The organism is Halorubrum lacusprofundi ATCC 49239 (assembly GCF_000022205.1).
Classification (GTDB): Archaea; Halobacteriota; Halobacteria; order Halobacteriales; family Haloferacaceae; genus Halorubrum; species Halorubrum lacusprofundi.
The window spans coordinates 472,018-490,856 of sequence record NC_012029.1 but is presented as its reverse complement, the minus strand read 5'-3'; the positions used below and the strand labels follow the sequence as shown (position 1 = coordinate 490,856).

The 18,839-nt window shown below is 71.2% G+C and carries 18 protein-coding genes; 8 read left to right on the top strand and 10 right to left on the bottom strand.

From position 1 onward, the window contains the following. Positions 1–16: 16 nt before the first annotated feature. On the bottom strand, positions 17–2,296 hold the full coding sequence (purL, locus tag HLAC_RS02340; protein ID WP_012659708.1) for a phosphoribosylformylglycinamidine synthase subunit PurL: 2,280 nt from the start codon (positions 2,294–2,296) through the stop codon (positions 17–19). Between the two features lie 481 nt (positions 2,297–2,777). Beyond that, positions 2,778–3,155: a hypothetical protein gene (locus HLAC_RS02335; protein WP_012659707.1), complete on the bottom strand. Its 378-nt coding sequence runs from the start codon at positions 3,153–3,155 to the stop codon at positions 2,778–2,780. Between the two features lie 171 nt (positions 3,156–3,326). On the opposite strand from HLAC_RS02335, the gene HLAC_RS02330 reads away from it, so the two are divergent. The 7 genes from HLAC_RS02330 (at position 3,327) to kdgK1 (ending at position 10,258) form a co-directional block, all read left to right on the top strand. Continuing rightward, a complete protein-coding gene (locus HLAC_RS02330) occupies positions 3,327–4,463 on the top strand; it encodes a two-component system sensor histidine kinase NtrB (RefSeq protein ID WP_012659706.1) in 1,137 nt (378 codons plus the stop codon). 94 nt (positions 4,464–4,557) lie between these two features. After that, positions 4,558–5,604 carry an MBL fold metallo-hydrolase gene (locus tag HLAC_RS02325; RefSeq protein WP_012659705.1) on the top strand — a complete coding sequence of 349 codons (1,047 nt, stop codon included), beginning with the start codon at positions 4,558–4,560 and terminating at the stop codon, positions 5,602–5,604. A gap of 93 nt (positions 5,605–5,697) precedes the next feature. Beyond that, positions 5,698–6,690 (top strand): DUF4129 domain-containing protein, encoded by a 993-nt coding sequence (locus HLAC_RS02320; protein ID WP_012659704.1) that lies wholly within the window; start codon positions 5,698–5,700, stop codon positions 6,688–6,690. Then, entirely contained in the window at positions 6,690–7,256 is a 567-nt protein-coding gene (locus HLAC_RS02315; RefSeq protein WP_012659703.1) for a DUF7269 family protein, read from the top strand. Before HLAC_RS02320 ends, HLAC_RS02315 begins: the two co-directional genes overlap by 1 nt. After that, positions 7,253–8,599, top strand: coding sequence for a DUF58 domain-containing protein (locus tag HLAC_RS02310; protein WP_012659702.1), 1,347 nt, complete (start codon positions 7,253–7,255; stop codon positions 8,597–8,599). The genes HLAC_RS02315 and HLAC_RS02310 overlap by 4 nt, the downstream gene beginning before the upstream one ends. After that, positions 8,539–9,144, top strand: coding sequence for a DUF7519 family protein (locus tag HLAC_RS02305; protein ID WP_049933155.1), 606 nt, complete (start codon positions 8,539–8,541; stop codon positions 9,142–9,144). Before HLAC_RS02310 ends, HLAC_RS02305 begins: the two co-directional genes overlap by 61 nt. Positions 9,145–9,292: 148 nt before the next feature. Beyond that, positions 9,293–10,258: a bifunctional 2-dehydro-3-deoxygluconokinase/2-dehydro-3-deoxygalactonokinase gene (kdgK1, locus tag HLAC_RS02300; protein WP_172404553.1), complete on the top strand. Its 966-nt coding sequence runs from the start codon at positions 9,293–9,295 to the stop codon at positions 10,256–10,258. A 395-nt stretch (positions 10,259–10,653) separates the two neighbouring features. Here kdgK1 and HLAC_RS02295 read toward each other — a convergent pair whose 3' ends face one another. The 5 genes from HLAC_RS02295 to HLAC_RS02275 form a co-directional block, all read right to left on the bottom strand. Continuing rightward, positions 10,654–11,067 carry a hypothetical protein gene (locus HLAC_RS02295; protein ID WP_012659699.1) on the bottom strand — a complete coding sequence of 138 codons (414 nt, stop codon included), beginning with the start codon at positions 11,065–11,067 and terminating at the stop codon, positions 10,654–10,656. A gap of 75 nt (positions 11,068–11,142) precedes the next feature. After that, entirely contained in the window at positions 11,143–12,078 is a 936-nt protein-coding gene (locus HLAC_RS02290) for an aminotransferase class IV (protein WP_012659698.1), read from the bottom strand. Further along, on the bottom strand, positions 12,071–12,709 hold the full coding sequence (locus HLAC_RS02285; protein WP_012659697.1) for an anthranilate synthase component II: 639 nt from the start codon (positions 12,707–12,709) through the stop codon (positions 12,071–12,073). Before HLAC_RS02285 ends, HLAC_RS02290 begins: the two co-directional genes overlap by 8 nt. Next, complete coding sequence (locus HLAC_RS02280) at positions 12,706–14,436, bottom strand: anthranilate synthase component I family protein (protein ID WP_012659696.1); 1,731 nt, start codon at positions 14,434–14,436, stop codon at positions 12,706–12,708. Before HLAC_RS02280 ends, HLAC_RS02285 begins: the two co-directional genes overlap by 4 nt. Positions 14,437–14,507: 71 nt before the next feature. Then, positions 14,508–15,032, bottom strand: coding sequence for a helix-hairpin-helix domain-containing protein (locus HLAC_RS02275; protein WP_012659695.1), 525 nt, complete (start codon positions 15,030–15,032; stop codon positions 14,508–14,510). Between the two features lie 233 nt (positions 15,033–15,265). Between HLAC_RS02275 and HLAC_RS02270 the strand changes: the two genes are divergently transcribed. Further along, positions 15,266–15,724: a hypothetical protein gene (locus HLAC_RS02270; protein ID WP_012659694.1), complete on the top strand. Its 459-nt coding sequence runs from the start codon at positions 15,266–15,268 to the stop codon at positions 15,722–15,724. A gap of 64 nt (positions 15,725–15,788) precedes the next feature. Here the strand turns inward: HLAC_RS02270 and HLAC_RS02265 are convergent, their stop codons facing one another. From HLAC_RS02265 to sppA, 3 genes are all read right to left on the bottom strand, one after another. Continuing rightward, positions 15,789–16,613, bottom strand: coding sequence for a shikimate dehydrogenase (locus tag HLAC_RS02265; protein ID WP_012659693.1), 825 nt, complete (start codon positions 16,611–16,613; stop codon positions 15,789–15,791). 78 nt (positions 16,614–16,691) lie between these two features. After that, positions 16,692–17,819, bottom strand: coding sequence for a DUF373 family protein (locus HLAC_RS02260; RefSeq protein ID WP_012659692.1), 1,128 nt, complete (start codon positions 17,817–17,819; stop codon positions 16,692–16,694). An 84-nt stretch (positions 17,820–17,903) separates the two neighbouring features. Then, the gene (gene sppA / locus HLAC_RS02255; RefSeq protein WP_012659691.1) at positions 17,904–18,839 is read right to left on the bottom strand and encodes a signal peptide peptidase SppA; all 936 of its coding nucleotides are present in this window, start codon (positions 18,837–18,839) and stop codon (positions 17,904–17,906) included.

Here is an 18,839-nt window from a genome sequence, read left to right as displayed (position 1 = left end):
GGTCGACGAAACCGATTCAGGCGAGTTCGCGGTCGATGACGCCCCGGAGCTCCCGGATCGTGTCGGCGTCGAACGCGGTCTCGTCGTCGCCGACTGAGAGCGAGAGCGCCCCGTCGGTCGTCACCTCACCGAGCCGGAGAACGGGTAGCTCGCCGGCGAGTTCGGCGACTGCCTCGGGGTCAGTCGTCTGGACGACGAGGCGGCCGGGCGTCTCCTCGAAGACGGCCACGCGGTCGGGGAGGGTCACGTCGGCGCCCGCCGCGTCAGTCACGAGTTCCGCGAGCGCGACGGCGAGCCCGCCGTCGCTCACGTCGTGGGTCGCGAACGTCGATTCGTGGCGGGCGACCGCTGCGAGCGACGCGACGCGGTCGGCAAGACTCTTGGTCTCCGTGTCCGGCAGCGTCGGGAACCGGTCTGTTCCCCCGGCCTGCGCGAGGTACTCGGAGCCGCCGAGCGCGCCGCCGTCGGCGCCGCCGGCGCCGATCAGTAGGAGTTCTGAGTCGCCCGCGCTGTCGGCGTCGAGGGCGGCAGGCGGCGCGTTGTACCCCTTTCTGGTGCCGATCAGCGCGAGGGTCGGCGTCGGCGGGATCGGCCCCTCGACGCTGTCGTTGTACAGCGAGACGTTGCCCCCGACCACCGGGGCGTCGAGGTCGGCGCAGGCGTCGGCGAGCCCGTCGACGATCCCTTTGAAGCCGCCGTACACCTCGGGCTTCTCCGGGTTGCCGCCGTTGAGGCAGTCGACTGCGGCCAGCGGGACCGCGCCCTTTGCGGCGAGGTTGGTCGCGTTTTCGAGGGCGACGGCGCGGGCGCCCTCGTAGGGGTCGGTCTCAGTCCAGTTCGGGTTCGCGCCCGACGAGAGCGCGAGACCGACGCCCTGATCGGCCGGGGCGAGGTCGGCCGCGTCGGTCGACGCTGTTTCTCGGATCGCCATGATTGCGGCGTCGTCGCCGGGTTTCATCGCGGTTCGAACACCGACCTCGTGGTCGTACTGGCGGTACACCCAGCGCTTGCTCGCGGTCGAGGGGGCCGAGACGACCGATTCGACCGCCTCGTCGAGGGACGGTTCGGGGTCCGGGAGGTCTCGGTCAGGCTGGGTCGGGGACTCGCTCGCGAGGTCGTTCATCGGGGCGCCGTCGGCGAGGTACTCGGCGTCCACGTCGACGACGACCTCGGACTCCGCGTCGGAGTCGTCCGCATCGTCCTCGCCCTTCCCGGCGCCCGCGAACTCGCAGACGTAGTTCCCGTCGGTCACCTCGCCGATGACGGAGCAGCCGAGGTCGAACCGCTCGGCGAGCGCCTCGACGCGCGCCACGTCCTCCGGCGCGACCTCGTAGCACATCCGCTCTTGGCTCTCGGCGAGCAGGATCTCCATCGCGTTCATGTTCGGCTCGCGCTGGTGGACGCTGTCGAGGTCGAGTCGGGCGCCGAGCCCGCCCTTCGCGACGAGTTCGGAGGAGGCGCCGCCGAGGCCCGCCGCGCCGAGGTCGCGGGCCGACAGGACCAGGTCCTCGTCGACCAGCGCCTCGTTGCACTCGATCAGCCGCTTTTCGGCGTAGGGGTCGCCCACCTGCACCGCGGGGCGGTCCTCGGTCTCGGCGTCCTCGGCGAGGTCCTCAGAGGCGAAGGAGGCGCCGCCGAGCCCGTCGCGACCGGTGCCGTTGCCGACGAGCATCAGGGTGTTGCCGGGCTCCTGTGCGGTCGCGGTCACGAGCCGGTCTTCGTTCGTGAGACCGACGCAGGCGACGTTGACGAGGGGGTTCCCCTCGTACCCGTCGTGGAAGGCGACGCTGCCGCCGACGGTGGGCACCCCGATGCAGTTGCCGTAGTGGGAGATGCCCTCCACGACGCCCTCGAAGAGGTACCGCGAGCGCTCGCGGTCGAAGCCGCCGAAGTACAGCGAGTCGAGTAGGGCGATCGGGTACGCGCCCATCGACATCGTGTCGCGGACGATGCCGCCGACCCCGGTGGCCGCGCCGTCGACCGGGTCGACGAAGGAGGGGTGGTTGTGGCTCTCGACGCCGAAGGTGACGTACTGATCGCCGTAATCGTCGGCGTCGCGCTCCGCCGCGGGCGTGTCCGCGGCGTCCGGCTCGGGCAGCGCGAGGACCGCCGCGTCGTCGCCGGGGCCGACGACGACTTGGTCGCCCTCGCTCTCGAACGCCGACAGCAGAGGCCGCGAGGAGCGGTACGCGCAGTGCTCGCTCCAGAGGTTCTCGAACAGCGCGACCTCGGCCGCCGTCGGTTCCCGGCCGAGCTCCGCGACGACGAGCTCGTGGTCCGGCTCGGACAGACTCATTCACTTACGTGGTTATCGAGCCGGTTCTAATGCTTTTCTATGTGCACGTTCGTGTGGTTCGACACGACATCGACGGCGACACGCCTTGCGGTGCTGTGCGGTGGCGCGCGCCTCCGAGCGGCCGACAGGTCGCGAGGAGCGCGTGCGAGGGACGCCGCGAGCGCCCCTCGGGCGCGAGCGGCGAGGCTGGGGAGGAGTGAGGTGCTGTGCGGTTGGCGGGCGGGTGGGACTCAAAGGGGCAGTCGCCGAGGACGGCGCAGGTGACGTAAGCAGCGTGGCGCTACGCGCCACGGGCAGCCGGCGGCTTTGCCGCCGGCGACACCGCAACGAGGGAGCGGTAGCGACCGAGTGAGGAGCACAGCGAGCGTGCGCCGTCCTCGGCGACTGGGGCTTTGGAGGTGGTCACCGTCGATCTGCCAGCAACCACGTATAAACGATCGATCGAGTACGTAGCGGAACTCACGACACGCCCGCTAACAACTTATAAAACCACAAGTGACACGCCGTAGATCACCAACGATCCGACCGCCCCGACGGCCAGCGATTTCGTGTTCAGCCGCACCGCGCGTCGGCGGTCCGCTTCGAGCGCCGCCTCATCTTGCACCCGGTTGGTCCCGTCACCGACGTCGAAGACGCCGATCCCCGCGAAGCCGACGCAGAACCGCTCGCGGTACTGGAAGTAGCCCATCGCGGCGCCGTACAGCGGGAACAGCGAGGCGATTAGCGTCCAGCGCGGCCACCCCATCGCGAGGATCACGGCGACGGTGACGACCGCGAGCAGCAGCGACCCGACGCCGAGGAGGAGCCGCCGTCGCTGTTGGGCCGGTCCGATGTTGCACACGCCCGGTTGGTACTCCATACGATATCGTCGGTGCGGGCCGACGAAAACACACCGAATTCGCGCGGGAATCAGGCTCTTCCCGGCGAGATGAGCGGGCGAGTCGCGGGCGACCGAGAGACGGCCACTCGATCGACGACCACGACGGCCCATTTATTACTGAACGGCTGAAACGAGCGTCCAAGAGACGCTATGACGGAAGGGTCACCTCGGGACAGGGAGTTACGACGGTACGAGACGATTCTCGATTCGCTCGATGACGCCGTCTACGCCGTCCGTCCCGACGGAACCATCGCGTACGTCAACGATCGGTATGCCGAGATGAAGGGCGTGAGTCGCGAGGCGCTGCTGGGGACGGATATCTACGACTGGGTCACGGAGGAAACCGCGGAGAAGGCCACACAGGTCCGCAACGAGATGGCCGCGGGCGATCGCGACGTCGGCATGGTCGAGTACGAGTTCCTCACGGCAGACGGGGAGCGATTCCCAGCGGAGATGCGCTTCAACAGGGTGACCGGCGAGGAAGGCGAGGAGCTGAACCGCGTCGGCGTCATCCGAGACGTCCGCGAGCGGAAGCGGCGCGAGGAGGCGCTCCGCCGCAAGAACGAACGGCTCGAGGAGTTCGCGAGCATCGTCTCGCACGACCTCCGGAACCCCCTCAACGTCGCGCAGGGGCGGCTGGACCTCGCCCGCGAGGAGTACGACTCCGAGCACCTGGAGGTCGTCGCCAACGCCCACGAGCGAATGGCGGCGCTCATCGACGACCTCCTGACGCTCGCCCGTGACGGCGAGGGCGTCGAGGAGACGGAGCGGGTTCCCCTCCGCGAACTCGCGGAGGTGTGCTGGGAGAGCGTCGAGACCGCAGCGGCCTCGCTCCGGATCGAGACCGACCGCGCGATCCGCGCGGACCGGAGCCGACTCAGACAGCTCGTCGAGAACCTCATGCGGAACAGCGTGGAACACGGTCGTTCGAGAGACGGCGATACCGTCTCTCGCGATGACGAAAACTCCGAGACGGAGTTTTCGAACCATTCCACGAGCAGCCGGGCAGAGCCCGGCGACGCGGTCGTGCACGCCGGCGAGGACGTCACGGTGACGGTCGGCGACGTCGAGGGGGGCTTCTACGTCGCCGACGACGGCCGGGGGATCCCCGAGAGCGACCGCGAGACGGTGTTCGAGACGGGGTACACCACGAGCGACGACGGGACCGGGTTCGGCCTCGAAATCGTCGAGGCCGTCGCGACGGCTCACGGCTGGGACGTGCGCGTCACCGACGCCGCGGGCGGCGGCGCCCGGTTCGAGTTCACCGGGGTCGACGTGCTCGACTGAGTCACGCTCGACCGAGTCGCCGTCACCCGACCCGTCACGCGTCCCTGCTTTCCGCGGTGGCAACCCTCAAAAGGGCTCCCGACGACGTTTCCGTGTGAAACGGATCCAACTCGGCAACACCGTCTTCGAGGGCGAAAACGACGTGTACCTGCTCGACGGCGAGACGACCGCGCTCGTCGACACCGGCGTCGCGCTCCCGGACGTACGCGGGGAGTTAGAGGCCGGTCTCGCCGAGTACGGGCTCGGGTTCGCCGACGTGGACGCAATCGCGCTCACCCACTGGCACCCCGACCACGCGGGACTGGCCGGCGAGATTCAGGCCGAAAGCGACGCGGACGTGTACGTCCACGAGGCGGACGCGTCGCTCGTCGACGGCAGCGATGCGCCGCTGTTCCTCGATCGCGACCTCCAGCGCGAGACGTTCGATCGGTGGGGGATGCCGGAGCCCGACCGAGAGCGGCTGACCGCCTTCTTCGACGCGGTGAGTGCCGACCTCAGCGGTCGGCCCGCCGACGTGACGACGTTCGGCGACGGCGACGTGATCGACGCCGGCGGCGTCGCCCTCGAAGCGATGCACCTGCCGGGCCACACCGCCGGGCTCACGGGGTTCGCCTTCGACCCGCGCGAGGTCCCCGACCACGAGTCGGTCGGCGGCGCAGACGCAACAGCAGAGCTGTTCGCGGGCGACGCACTCCTCCCGAAGTATACCCCGAACGTCGGCGGCGCGGACGTGCGCGTTGACGGGCCGTTAGCGGCATACGCCGAGAGCCTCGTGCGGATCATCGAGCGCGACTTCGACGCGGCCCACCCCGGCCACCGCGACCGGATCGACGACCCGAGCCGACGGGCCGCGACCATCCTCGACCACCACCGGCACCGGACTCGGCGGGTGCTCGACGTGCTCGCTGACGAGGGGCCCGCAACCGCGTGGGAGGTCTCTGCCGCGCTGTTCGGCGACCTCTCGGAGATCCACGTCCTCCACGGCCCCGGAGAGGCGTTCGCACACCTCGATCATCTCGCCGACGCTGGTATCATCGAACCCGACGGGACCGCCTATCGACTGATCGATCCGGAGCCGGATGTCGACGCGCTGTTTCCGACTACTCCCCTCGACGACGCGGTCGACGGCTCGGAGGCGTAGTCCGGGAAATTCGGGAAGCGAGCGTTCGGTCTCCTCCTCCCCACCGCCCTCCCCCGCCGAAAGCTATTCCTCCGGGACGGCGTATCCACGGACGTGAAGCGGGATACCCTGCTGGCGGTCGCCCTCGCCCTCCTCGCGGTCGTCGCGCTCGGCGTCGCCGCCGCGACGCTCGACTCGGCCGTCAGTCTCGGCGGCGGCGGGTTCGGCGGCGTCGAGGGCGACACGCCGAGCGCCGGCGATGGTCCGGGCGATCCCGGTTTCTCCCCGTCGCCCGGCGGCGATTTTGCCCTCGCGACGCAGCCGCTGTGCTACGAGTTCCTCCGCGAGCCGCCGGCGCTGTTAGTGCTCTTCGGGTCCCTCGTCGGGATCGCGGCGATCGTCTACCGTGACACGCGCTCGGCGCTCCCCGCCCTCGCGGCCGCCGGCGCGGTCGGCTTCCCGATCGGACTGATCTGGTGGGGATTGGCCACCTGCGGGTCGGTGTCGGACGAAAGCGAGTTCGAGTTGGGTATCGCCGGCTCCGACGAGGGGCTCATTCCCGAGGGCGCCGCCGGCGGTACGGGGGCCGGCGGGGGCGAGGGGGCGGCCTCGGCGCCGGAGCTCCTGTTCGCGCTCGTCGTGATCGCCGCCCTCGTCGCGAGCGTCGGAGTCCTCCTCCTCGCTGGCGGCGACGACGAGGCGACGCCGGGCTCCGGAGCCGCCGCCGAGAACGACCCCGACGAGCCGGAGCCCGACCTCGCCACCGTCGGGCGTACCGCCGGGCAAGCGGCCGATCGGATCGAGTCGTCGGACGCCGACAACGAGGTGTACCGGGCGTGGCGCGACATGACGGCGGTCCTCGACGTGGACCGGCCCGCGTCCTCGACGCCCGCCGAGTTCGCGGCCGCGGCGGTCGACGCCGGCGTCGACGAGGAGCCCGTCGAGACGCTCACCGAGGTGTTCGAGCGAGTTCGGTACGGCGGCGCGGACGCGACGGACGATCGTGAGCAGCGGGCGATTGCAGCGCTGCGTCAGATTGAGGAGCGGCATGGGGCCGGAGATAGTGAGAGCCACGGCGACTCGACACACTCCGGAGGGAAGCCGTAATGCGCCCCCTCGCGCTCGTCGGCGTCGCCGCGGTCGCGGTCGGGTTCGTCGCGGTCGTGAACCGCTCGATCGCGGCCGCGATCGACCCCTCCACCGTCGTCGTCACCCTCATCGGCGCGCTCGCCGTCGTGCAGGGGGTTCGATACGCGAACGAGCGCCGCGGCCGCGACCGGCGGGCCGCCGACCCCGGCGAGCCGGAGCGCCGGGCGCCCGCGACCGTGCCCGGGGCCGACCTCGACGAGCGGATCGGCCGAATGACCGCCGCGTCCCACGGAGGGTACGCCTCCCGCCGCGAGCTCCGCGAGCGAGTCCGCACCGTCGCGGTCGCGGCGGTCGCCCGGGACCGGAACTGCTCGACCGCGGCGGCCGAGCGAGCCGTCGAGGTGGGGACGTGGACCGACGACCCGACCGCGGCCGCGTTCCTCGCGAGCGACGCGTCGTACCCGATCGGGGTCCGACTTCGGGCCGGGATTCGGGGACGGTCACGGTACGGGTACGGGCTCCGCGCCGCGATCGACGCGATCGGGCGGCTCGACGATGACAATCCGGCGGAGGCGGCGCGATGAGCGCCGGAACCGCCGACGGCGACTCGCCCGACGATGACGCCGCGAACCGCGGGGGTGATCAGACCGAGCGCACGCCTCTCCGACGGTCCGAGACCGGACGGTGGGACGGGATCGCCGGGGTCGCCCTCGCGCTCGTCGGGGTCGGCGTCGTCGCCCGGCAGCCCGGGCTCGTGCTGACCGGGGCCGTCGGCGTGGGATACGCCGTCTACGCCCGGATCGGCGAGGCGCCCGAGGCGACGATCGAGGTCGAGCGGACCGTGAGCGACGACACCCCGGCACCGGGCGACGACGTGGTCGTCACGGTCCGGGCGCACAACGTCGGCGACGCTGCCCTCCCGGACCTCCGACTCGTCGACGGGGTGCCGCCCGGACTGGAGGTCGTCGACGGCCCGGCGCGGATCGGGACCGCGCTCCGGCCGGGGGCGACGGCGGTCTTCGAGTACACCGTCCGGGCGAGCCGCGGGGAACACGAGTGGGAGCCGATGCGCGGGATCACGCGAGACGCCGCCGGCTCTCAAGAGCGCACGACCGAACTCGCGGCACCGACCCGGATCGTCTGTACCCCGGAGCTCTCGGCGGGCGGCGACCTCCCCTTGCGAGGGTTGACGACGAAATATCACGGTCGCGTACCCACCGACGTGGGCGGCGCCGGCGTCGAGTTCCACGCCACCCGCGAGTACCGCCGCGGCGACCCCGTCAAGCGGATCGACTGGAACCGGCGGGCGCGGACGGGCGAGCTGGCGACGCTCGAACTCCGCGAGGAGCGCGCCGCGACCGTCGTGCTCCTGATCGACGCCCGCGAGTCGGCGTACGCCGCGAGCGAGCCCGACGCCGACACCGCCGTGGAGGCGAGCGTCGAGGCCGCCGGACAGGCGTTCACCGCGCTGCTCGACGGCGGGGACCGGGTCGGGATCGCGACGCTGGGTCCGCGCGACTGCTGGCTCTCGCCGGGAGCCGGCACGGCGCACGCCGCCCGCGGGCGCGAGACGCTGGCGACCGACCCCGCGCTGGCGCCGACGCCGGTCGAGGGGGGGTTCTACCAGTCGCTGTGGTTCCGGCGGTTCCGCCGGCGGCTTCCGGCCGACGCGCAGGTGCTCTTTTTCACCCCGCTCCTCGATGACTCCGCGGCGTCGCTCGCGCGCCGGATCGACGCCCACGGTCACCTCGTCACCGTCCTCTCGCCCGACGTGACCGCCGGCGACACGCCGGGAACGCGGCTGGTCGCGTTCGAGCGCCGCGAACGGCTCCGCGAACTGCGCGGGGCGGGGATCCGCACGACCGAGTGGGGAGACCGGTCCTTCCCCGTCGCGGTCGCGCGGGCCACCGGGAGGTGGTCGCGGTGAGTCGACGGGAGGTGACAACCGACGACGCCGAGTCGCACGATGCGGCCGACGACCGCGAGCGCGACGCCCGCCCGCCGACGCTCGCGGTCGTCGCGAGCCTCGTCGCCGGCGCGATCGCGGCGCTGTCCGCGTTCCTCGCCGCCCCGACCGGCGGGGCGCTCGTCGGGGTCGCAACGGTCGGCCTCCTCGCCGGGGCGCTCCGACAATCTCCCCGGATCCTCTCGTGGGCAGCCGGGATCGGTGTGATCGGGATCGCGCTCGCCGGGTACCTGCGCGGGGCGGTCGAGCCCCTGCTCGCGGCCGGGGTCGCGCTCGCGCTCGCGTGGGACCTCGCGGACCACGGGATCGCGCTCGGCGAGCAGGTGGGTCGCGAGGCGCGGACTCGCCGGAACGTCGCGGTCCACGCCGGGACGACCCTGCTCGCGGGCGGGCTCTCGGTCGCGGTCGTCTACGGCGTCTACTTGGCCGCCGCCGGCAACCAGCCCGTTGCCGCGCTCGCGCTGCTCCTGTTCGGGGCGGTGGCGCTGGCGTCGGCGGTGCGGTGAGCGTCAGCGGTGCGATGAGCGCCACCCCGCCGCCGATCGCGGGTCCTTTTGTATCCCCTCGCCGACGCTTCGGTATGCACACCGAAGCGACCGCAGCGACCGCAGCGACTGCGGCGACCGGATCGACCGCGCTCACCGCGCCGGTAGGGTGGTCGGCGTGACGGATCTGGTGACGTTCGGCGAGACGATGCTCCGGCTCTCGCCGCCGCGCGGCGAGCGGCTGGAGACCACCGAGACCCTCGACGTGCAGGCGGGCGGCGCGGAGAGCAACGTCGCGGTCGGCGCCGCGCGACTCGGCGCCGACGCCGTCTGGCTCTCGAAGCTCCCGGAGTCGCCGCTCGGGCGCCGAATCATCGGCGAGCTCCGAAGCCACGGCGTCCGGACGGGCGTGTCGTGGGCCGATCCCGAGGCGAGCCGGCTGGGGACGTACTACCTCGAACACGGCGGGGAGCCGCGCGGGACGAACGTGATCTACGACCGCGCGGACGCCGCGATCACGACGGTCACGCCCGCGGAGCTGCCGACCGGGGCGCTGGAGGCGGCCGAGTACTTCCACACGACCGGGATCACGCCCGCGCTCTCGGAGCGGGCCGCGGAGACGACGACGGCCCTGCTCCGCGCCGCGGGCGACGCCGGCGCGACGCGCTCGTTCGACCTCAACTACCGGGCGAAGCTCTGGGACCCCGAGACCGCTCGCGCCGCCTACGAGGACCTCTTCGAGCACGTCGACACCCTGTTCGTCCCCCGGCGGGACGCCCGCGAGGTACTGGACCGCGAGGGCGACGCGGTCGAGATCGCTCACGGGCTCGCGTCCGCGTTCGACTTCGAGACCGTGGTCGTCACCCGCGGCACGGAGGGCGCCGTCGCGCTCCGGAACGGCGAGGTGTACGAGCAGGGCGTCTTCGAGGCCGACACCTACGACGCGATCGGCACCGGCGACGCGTTCGTCGCCGGCTACCTCGCGAAGCGGATCGACGGGGGCGAGATGGCCGACTCGCTGGAGTGGGCCGCCGCGGCCGCCGCCCTGAAGCGCACCGTCGACGGCGACCTCGCGGTGATCACGCCCGGCGACGTCGAGAGCGTCGTCGACGGCGCGGGCGGGATCAACCGATAGGTCTCTTTATAAATAGCTGTGCGGTGGCGCACGCCTCCGAGTGGCCGACAGGCCACGAGGAGCGCGTGCGAGGGAGTCGCGAACGAAGTGAGCGACGAGGCTGGGGAGGCGTGAGGCTGCGGTTGCGGTGTGGGGCGGGACTCAAAGGGGCAGCCGCGACGACGAAGGTGGCCGCAGCAAGCACCGCAACGAGGGAGCGGTAGCGACCGAGTGAGGCGCGCAGCAAGGCCCCCGAGTCGTCGCGGCGGGGGCTTTAGAGGTGTTCGTCATCGATCCGCGGTCAGACGTTTATAAGCGAGCGGCTGGGGCTTTGGAGGCGTTCCTCGCTGATCCGCCGAGAGCAACGACCACTTATAACTGAGTACTCGCCAGAAAATCCCAGATTTGCCGGTTGCTTATGAAACGTCGTCGTCGAACACCCACGCTTCGATGACCCGCTCGACGTCGTCCTGCTGCCAGAGGATCTGCACGATACCCACCGAACCGAGGTTCACCCGTCTGGCCTCACCGTTGATCGCGTCGGTCGGTCCGATACCGTCGTCTAACTCCGCCCACGCGACGGTGTCCGTTGCACCCGATTCGTAGTCGACGCTGACGTTGGTGATGTACACGTCTCCTGCGGGGAGTTGACGCTCCCCACCGGTGTGTTCGATGTCCAACCGACTCGGGGCGTCGTCCGCTCCCTGATACGCGAACGCGAAACAGGCAATCTCGTCGCATGTCGTCGTCGTCAGTCGGTAATACCCGGCCGCTCCGAACCCGACCGCTGTCACACCACCGAGAAGGGCGGCTCGCCGCCGCAGTGACATAGCCGACCCACGTGGTACCGATACGTAGGCCTTTGGCCGCTCGTGTTCCGTTCCGAACACTCGTTTATAAACCCCTTATAGCCGCTCGCCGTCGTAGTACGCTTCCTCCACGCGCCGATCGAACAGCCGCGAGAGCAGCGCGGTCAGCGGTCCCTCGACGCCCTCGCCGTCGCCGTCGACCCCGATACCGTCCACCGTCTCGACCGGCCGGATCTCCCACGTCGAGTTGGTGAGAAAAACCTCGTCCGCCTCGCGCACCGCGTCCGGCGCGTACGTCCCCTCCTCGACCGGAATCCCCTCCGCCTCCGCGATCTCGATCACGGTGCGACGCGTCACGCCCGGGAGGATCGGCCCGTCGAGCGAGGGCGTCTTGAGTGCGGTGCCGTCGGCGAAGAAGAGGTTCGCGGTCGCCCCCTCGGCGACGTTGCCGTCCGGATCGAGCATCAGCGCCTCGTCGGCACCGGTCACGCGCAGTTCCAGCCGTGCGAGGATTCCGTTGAGGTAGTTGTGCGTCTTCGCGTCGGCCGGGAGCGCCCGCGAGGAGGGCTTTCGGGTCTTCGTCGTCTGGAGCGCGGCGGGGCCGTCGTGGACCGGTGTCGAGTCGACGCCGCCGCGGGCGAGGGGCTTCGCGATCACGACGACGGTGGGGTCGACCTCGGGCCGCGGGTCGAGCGTGCCGGGCTGGACCCCACGCGTGATAGAGAGCTTCACGTACGCCTCAGCGAGGTCGTTCGCGGCGAGCGTCTCGTCGATCCGGGCTTTCAGGTCGATCTCGGAGAGCCCGTGGTCGAGCCCGAGCGTCTCGCAGGTGTCCGCGAGTCGCGCGGCGTGGTCGTCCCACCGGAACACCTCGCCGCCGTACGCGCGCAGGGTCTCGAAGGCGGCGTCGCCGTAGGCGAACCCGCGGTCCTCGACGGAGACGGTCGCCTGCGAGGCGGGGACGATCTCGCCGTCGACGTGGTAGCGGAGTTCCTCGGCCGCGTCGTCCGCCCCGCCCGGGTCCTCACCCATCCTCGCACACCTCCACGAAGTTCCGCACCAATGCTTTCCCGCGCGGCGTCAGGATGCTTTCGGGGTGGAACTGCACGCCGATATGTGGCTTCTCGCGGTGGCGCACGCCCATCACGACCTCGCTCTCGTCCTCGGTGCGGGCGGTCTCGACGAGTTCGTCGGGGAGGTCCTCGCGCTCGACGCAGAGCGAGTGGTACCGGCCGACGCGGAGCCGATCGGGGAGCCCCGCGAACACGCCCTCGCCGTCGTGGGCGATCGTCGACGGCTTCCCGTGGACGACCTCGGGCGCGTGGCGCACCCGGCTCCCGCGACTCGCGCACAGCGCCTGGTGGCCGAGACAGACGCCGAACACGGGGCGGTCCAGCGCGAAGGCGTCGATCGAGACCCCGGCCTCTGCGGGGGTGCCCGGTCCCGGAGAGATGACGACGCCGTCGGGGTCGAGCGCGCGGATCCCGGCCAGATCGACCGCGTCGTTGCGCCGCACCGCGACCGCGCCGGCGACCTCGCCGACGTACTGGACGAGGTTGTACGCGAACGAGTCGTAGTTGTCGACGACGAGGACCCGCACGTCCGAGTCGCCGGCGCCGGGGCGCCAGCCGGCGTCGTCATCATCGCCGCCAACCCCCGTCATCGGTCGACTCCCTCCTCGACCGCCATCCCGCCGGCCGCGAGCGCCTCGTCGACCGCGGTCACGAGCGCCCGGGCCTTCGCGAGCGTCTCCTCGTACTCCGCGTCGGGCTCGGAGTCGTGGACGATTCCCGCGCCGACGCGCAGGTGGTACTCGGCCGCCCGCCGGACCAGCGTGCGGATGACGATGTTGAGCGTCGCCCGCCCGTCGAAACCGGCCGCGAGCATGGAGCCGGTGTAGGGGCCCCGCCGCGTCTCCTCCAACTCGTCGATGATCTCCATCGTCCGCGGCTTGGGCGCGCCCGTGATCGTCCCGCCGGGGAAACACGCCGCGACCGCGTCGGCGAGCCCCACGTCCGACCGCGCCTCCCCCTCGATCAGGCTCACGAGGTGCATCACCTCGCTGTACCGGTCCACCCGGCGGTACTCCGCCACGTCGACCGTGCCGAATCGGGAGACCTTCCCGAGGTCGTTGCGCTCCAAGTCGACGAGCATGGCGTGTTCCGCGCGCTCCTTCTCGTCGCCGGTCAGCTCCGCCTCCATGTCAGCGTCCGCCTCCGGCGTCTCCCCCCGCGGGCGGGTGCCAGCGATGGGCTCCGTGACGAGGCGAGCGCCGTGTTCACCCTCGTCGCGGTCGGCGCCCGCCTCCGCCGCGCCGCCGCTCGGAACGCGCTCTAAGAGTAGCTCCGGGCTCGCGCTCACGAGGTCGACGCCGGACGGGGCGTCGTCGCCGTCGTCGTTGTCGCCGTTATCGTCGTTATCGTCGGTGTCGTTGTCCCCCTCCGCACCCCCCTCCCGCGAGAACTCGATCAGCCCGGAGTACGGCGCCGGGTTCACCGTCCGAAGCGCGTCGTACGCCTCGACCGGATGGACCGCGGCCGGGGCACGCAGTCGCTGGGAGACGTTCGCTTGAAAGGTGTCGCCGTCGCGGATGGACGCCTTCACCCGACTGACCGCCTCGGCGTACCCTTCTCGACCCACGTCGCTCTCGAAGGTCGCGGTCGACGCGTCGGGGTCGGGTGCCGGCCCGACAGCGGGGTTGCCCGATTCGATCCGGTCAATCAGGTCGTCCGCCCGCGACGCCCCCTCGTCGAACAGCGCGTCGAGCGCGTCGCGGTCGGCGTCAGGATCGTCGAGCCCCTCGGGAACGCGCGGACAGGCCGTCACGCGGAGGGTGGAGGCGGCCGAGTCGCGCGAGTCATCGCCACCCGCGGAAACCGGACACTCCCACGCCGCCACGCGGTCGAAGACGCCGATCTGGAGCCGCGGGAGGCCTCGATCGTCGACCGCGCCGGGGCCCGCGGGCGCCGACTCCGGAAACGACTCCAGCTCGCGGGCGGCGTCGTACGAGAGCCAGCCGAACGCGCCGCAGGGGTACGGCACGTCGCAGTCGCCGCGTGCGAGCGCCTCGCCGTCGATAACCCCCTCCAACGCCGCGAGAGTGGGACTCGGGCGTCGGTAGTCGCCGCTCGACCGGCTACCCTCCGACGCGACCACCGCGTCCCCGGAGACGGTGAGCCGCTCGACCGGGTCGACGCCGAAGTACCCCCAGCCGGACTGGCCGCCGGTGGTCTCGTAGAAGAACCCGCCCGGGCCGTCGCGGGCGCGCCGGTAGGCCGCGAAGGGGTCGTCGACGGCGACCCGGCGCTCGACCGGAACTCGGGCGCCAGCGGGCGCCGCCGCGGCGACCTCGCGGAACCGGTCCCGGTCGGTGTGTACCCATCGCTGCATGCCTCTCGGTTCGCCGGGGCCGACGAAACAGTTGCGGTCGACGGGCTCAGAGACAGTTGCGGGCGGCGGTCTCAGAACTCGTTGGCGCGGTCGATCCACGTCGCGGCCCGTTTCTCGCCGACGCTCGCCCCTTCAGCGACCCCCTCGGCGTCGGCGGCCGCGAGGTCGTCGACGGTCTCGATCCCGATCTCGGCGAGTCGCTCCGCGTAGGCCGGCCCGATGCCCTTGAGTTCCTCGACGCCGACGCCCGTCTCGTCGTCGTCGTCGACCGCGATCTCCTCGTCGGCGATCCCCGCGGCCTCAGCCGGCTCGGCCGCCTCGGACGGGTCCTCAGCGGCCCCCTCCTCGTCGACCAGCGAGTCGGTCGAGGCCGCCGCCTCCGTGTCGGTAGCGACCGGCTCGTCACCGGCCGATTCGTCGTCCGCGGTCGCGTCGTCCGGCGCGTCCGTCGGTTCCGACTCCGGCTCTGGTTCCGACTCCGGTTCCGACTCCGGTTCCGGCTCGCGCTCGACGGTCACTTCCGGATCCGTCTCCTCGCGTTCGGCGGGACCGCTCCCGAACCCGAGCTTCTCTTTGATCTTCTGCAGTAGGGCCATCGACGGCAGATACGAACGTCGGGTATTTAAAAGCCGTCGCCGCCGGGACATGTTGCTGCTCGTCGCCGCCGATTTCCTTCGCCAATTCCCTTTTTCAGTCTCCGTCACCGACCGTTGGTATCCTCCAACCGAGCGTCAATATCCCCAACCGTCAATATCCCCAACCGTCGGTCGATATCCCCCATCGACCGCGTCCCGCCGGTTTATAAGGATCGCCGGCGCGTACCGGAGGTATGAACGCTCTCAACCCGGTGATGTGGTCGGTCCACGTCGGCTTTGCGGTGCTGTGGACCGGCGGCGTGTTGTTCGTCGCGCTGGCAGTGCTTCCCCCCGCCCTCCGCGGCGAGATCGACGGCAGCGCTCTCGGATCGATCGTCGACCGTCTCCGGTGGATCACCCGGATCGCCGCGGTCGCGTTTCTCGCCTCCGGCGGCCACATGGCGGGGACGCTCTACACGTTCGACTCGCTCACCGGCAGCGCCCGCGGACACCTCGTGTTGACGATGATCGCCCTGTGGTTCCTGATCACCGGCCTCGTCGAGGTCGGAAGCGGGAAGCTGACCAGCGGACTCGACGCCGGAAAGCTCCGCGAGCCCGCCCGCGACGCGAAGCCGTTCTTCTACGGTGCCGCCGGGCTCTCCGTCGCGCTCATTATCACGGCGGGCCTGCTCGCGAGCCCGACGCTGTTCTGACGCGCCCTCGGCTCGCCCGTTTCCGACACTCGCGTCACTCCTCCGTTTCCGACGCGCTACCGCCTCACTCCAACTCGGCCCGCAGCGCCGCGTTCATCGCCTCCACCGGCGCGTCGGCGCCGGTCCAGATTTCGAACGCCTCGACCCCTTGGAACAGTAGCATCCACGCCCCGTCGATCGTCGTCGCGCCCGCGGCGGCCGCCTCCCGCAGGAGTCGCGTCTCGATCGGCGCGTACACCGCGTCGAGCACGGCGAGGTCGCCGTGGAGGTGGTCCGCCGGAACGGGCGTCGCCTCCGGCTCGTCCATGCCCACGCTGGTGGCGTTGACCAGCACGTCGGCGCCGGCGATGCGGTCGCCGAGATCGTCGAGCCCCCCGCCGGTCGCGCCGGGGACCGCGTCGGCCAGGTCGACCGCCCGCTCCGCGGTGCGGTTCGCGACGTGGACCGTCGCGCCCGCGTCGGCCAGCGCGAACGCGGCGGCCCGCCCCGCGCCGCCCGCTCCGACGACGACCGCGTCCCGTCCCGCGAGTTCGATATCGTGATGAGAAAAAGCCCGTTTTACGCCCGCTGCGTCGGTGTTGTGGCCTCGTGGGCGGTCAGCGTCGCCGGCGCGGAGCGGCCCGAAGTCGACCGTGTTGACCGCGCCGATCCGCTCGGCGAGGGGCGCGGGATCCACCGCGTCCAACGCGTCCTGCTTGAACGGGACCGTGACGTTGAGCCCGGCGACCCCGAGCGCACCGGCCCCCCCGATCGCCGCGACGGCGTCGTCGGGGGCCGGCTCGAACGTCACGTAGCGCGCGTCGATCCCGAGCGTCCCGTAGCCGGCCTCGTGCATCGGCGGCGACAGCGAATGGCCGACCGGGTTCCCGATCAGTCCGTACACGTCCATGCCCGCTCACGCGACCGCGACCGACAAAAGAGGCGCGGTCGCTCTGGGCGACCGCGGGTGACAGAAACGACCCCGCCCTCACTTCCCGTCCGTCTCCCGATCCGCGTCGATCACGTCCTCCAGCGTTTCCGTACCCACGTCGCTCGCGAGCTTGACTCCCATAAGCGAGACCACGATACCGACGACGATGAACGCCGCGAGCTGCTGGACCGGACTCACGGCGAGGCCACCCACCTCGAACGGCTCGTGGATCGCCTCCTGCGCGAGGAAGTAGCCGGCGAATCCGCGGACAACCAAGGCAACGGCGGCGATGACAAACGGGAGGTTGAGGTACGGCGTTCGGATTCCCTCGCCGCGGATCAGCTCGTCGAGCAGTCGTCCGACCGCTGCGGTCACACCTGCGACCGCGAACCACGGGACCGCGGCGTATGTGAACTCGACCGCCTCGACCAGCGCCGGGGCGTCGCTCAGGGCCGACGCGGAGAGCACGCCGAAGAAGCCGCCGACCAGCGCGAGCCCGCCGGCGACGACGTACGTCACCACCGACACCTGACCGGCGTACAGCGCCTCGCGGATCCGTTCGGGCATCCCCGCGACGAACCGGTCGATCGCGAGGCCTTTATACAGGAGCGCGGCCCCGAGCAGCCCGGCGACGCCCGCGATCGCCTCGCCGGCGGAGAACCAGTAGAACAGCGCGGGCACCAACAGGAGCGCGACCCCGAACGGAACGAGAATCGTCGACCGGAGCTGCTCGTCGGCGAGGAACTGCTTGAGCAAGTAGTAGGTCGACTCGATATCGCGGGCCTGCCGGACCACCACGCGGTCGACCGAATCGACCGGGATCCGCGACTCCACGATCGGGAGCACCTGCTCGTCCTCGGCGGAGTCGACGACGACGATCGCGGCCCGGGGGTCGTATCGGTCCACGAGGTCGTCGAGTTGGGCGGCGATCGAGCGATCCGCGCCGACCGCGGTGTCGCTTTCGGCCGACACGACCGCGACGACCGCCTCCTCGCGCTCGTCGCGGAGGTCGCGAGCGACCCGCAGCGATTCGAGCAGACAGTTGACGCTGGCGTCCTCCGGGTCGCTGAGCCCGGCGTCGGTGACGAGCGAGCGGACCGCCTCCCAGCCGGCGACCGGCATCGGGACGTTGGTGGCCCGCCCGATCGCCCCGGAGCGGTCGATACAGATGACCAGCGTCGTCACATTTCGACTCTCGATCCGACCGGATAAAAAGCTCCCCGTCGCCGGAGAATCAGCGCGAACCTTCCCGCCTGTGGCACGTCCGGCTTACCGTAGCTCGACGTCCACGTCGCCGCCCTCGTTCGTGAACACGCTCGCGACGCCGCTGCCGGCCGCGAACGCGACGCGCTCGGCCCCGATACCGAGTCGCTCCGCGAGTCCCCGCTTGGGCGTGAACTCGTGGATCTCTGGTTCCGTGTCGATCAGCTCTTCGAGCCGGTCTTCAACGTCGTCTTCGGTGCCGAGCTCGTCGACGAGTCCGATCTCGGCGGCGTCGCTGCCGAGGTAGACCCGCGCTTCCGTCTCCCGGATCGCCTCCGGGTCCATGTCTCGGCCCTCGCTGACCGTCTCGACGAACTGCTCGTAGTAGCCGTCGATGATCCCCTGCAGGTACTCGCGTTCGTCCTCCTCGATCTCCCGCAGCGGGACGCCGGCGTCCTTGTACTCGCCGGCGGTGAACTGCTCGTAGGAGATCCCGAGCTTGTCGGCCAGTCCGGCCGCGTTCGGGCGGGAGCCGACGACGCCGATCGAGCCGACGAGGCTCGCGTCGCGCGCCCACAGCTCGTCGCAGCCGCTCGCGATCCAGTAGCCGCCGGACGCGCAGGTGTCGGTAGCGTACGCGAGCGTGGGGCCGTCGAAGTCGGCCGCCGCGCGCCGGATATCGTCGCTCGGGAGCACCTCGCCCCCCGGGGTATTGAGCTCGACGACGAGCGCCTCCACGTCCTCGTCCTCGTCGGCCGCCTCGATCTGCTCGACCACGTCGTCGGCGGTCGCCCCACCCGCTCTCGAAAGCGGGGACGGGCGGCCGGTGTCGCGCCGGATCGGTCCAGAAACCGTCACCTTCGCCGTGTTGTACTCCTCTGTCTCGCCGAACCGCCCGCGGGTGAGTCGAGCGACGAGCCGCTTGCCCGCCACTGTCGCCGTCGCGCCGATCACCGCAGCCGCGAGAAGATTCTTCCCGTTCGAGCGGGGGTTGCGCTCCAT

What these genes read in the sequence shown, in the direction of transcription:
- HLAC_RS02285 (WP_012659697.1), bottom strand. Translation starts at nt 12,709, where the DNA reads ATGACGGGGGTTGGCGGCGATGATGACGACGCCGGCTGGCGCCCCGGC.
- sppA (WP_012659691.1), bottom strand. Translation starts at nt 18,839, where the DNA reads ATGGAGCGCAACCCCCGCTCGAACGGGAAGAATCTTCTCGCGGCTGCG.
- HLAC_RS02330 (WP_012659706.1), top strand. Translation starts at nt 3,327, where the DNA reads ATGACGGAAGGGTCACCTCGGGACAGGGAGTTACGACGGTACGAGACG.
- HLAC_RS02295 (WP_012659699.1), bottom strand. Translation starts at nt 11,067, where the DNA reads ATGTCACTGCGGCGGCGAGCCGCCCTTCTCGGTGGTGTGACAGCGGTC.
- HLAC_RS02280 (WP_012659696.1), bottom strand. Translation starts at nt 14,436, where the DNA reads ATGCAGCGATGGGTACACACCGACCGGGACCGGTTCCGCGAGGTCGCC.
- HLAC_RS02290 (WP_012659698.1), bottom strand. Translation starts at nt 12,078, where the DNA reads ATGGGTGAGGACCCGGGCGGGGCGGACGACGCGGCCGAGGAACTCCGC.
- HLAC_RS02275 (WP_012659695.1), bottom strand. Translation starts at nt 15,032, where the DNA reads ATGGCCCTACTGCAGAAGATCAAAGAGAAGCTCGGGTTCGGGAGCGGT.
- HLAC_RS02310 (WP_012659702.1), top strand. Translation starts at nt 7,253, where the DNA reads ATGAGCGCCGGAACCGCCGACGGCGACTCGCCCGACGATGACGCCGCG.
- HLAC_RS02265 (WP_012659693.1), bottom strand. Translation starts at nt 16,613, where the DNA reads ATGGACGTGTACGGACTGATCGGGAACCCGGTCGGCCATTCGCTGTCG.
- purL (WP_012659708.1), bottom strand. Translation starts at nt 2,296, where the DNA reads ATGAGTCTGTCCGAGCCGGACCACGAGCTCGTCGTCGCGGAGCTCGGC.
- HLAC_RS02270 (WP_012659694.1), top strand. Translation starts at nt 15,266, where the DNA reads ATGAACGCTCTCAACCCGGTGATGTGGTCGGTCCACGTCGGCTTTGCG.
- HLAC_RS02315 (WP_012659703.1), top strand. Translation starts at nt 6,690, where the DNA reads ATGCGCCCCCTCGCGCTCGTCGGCGTCGCCGCGGTCGCGGTCGGGTTC.
- HLAC_RS02335 (WP_012659707.1), bottom strand. Translation starts at nt 3,155, where the DNA reads ATGGAGTACCAACCGGGCGTGTGCAACATCGGACCGGCCCAACAGCGA.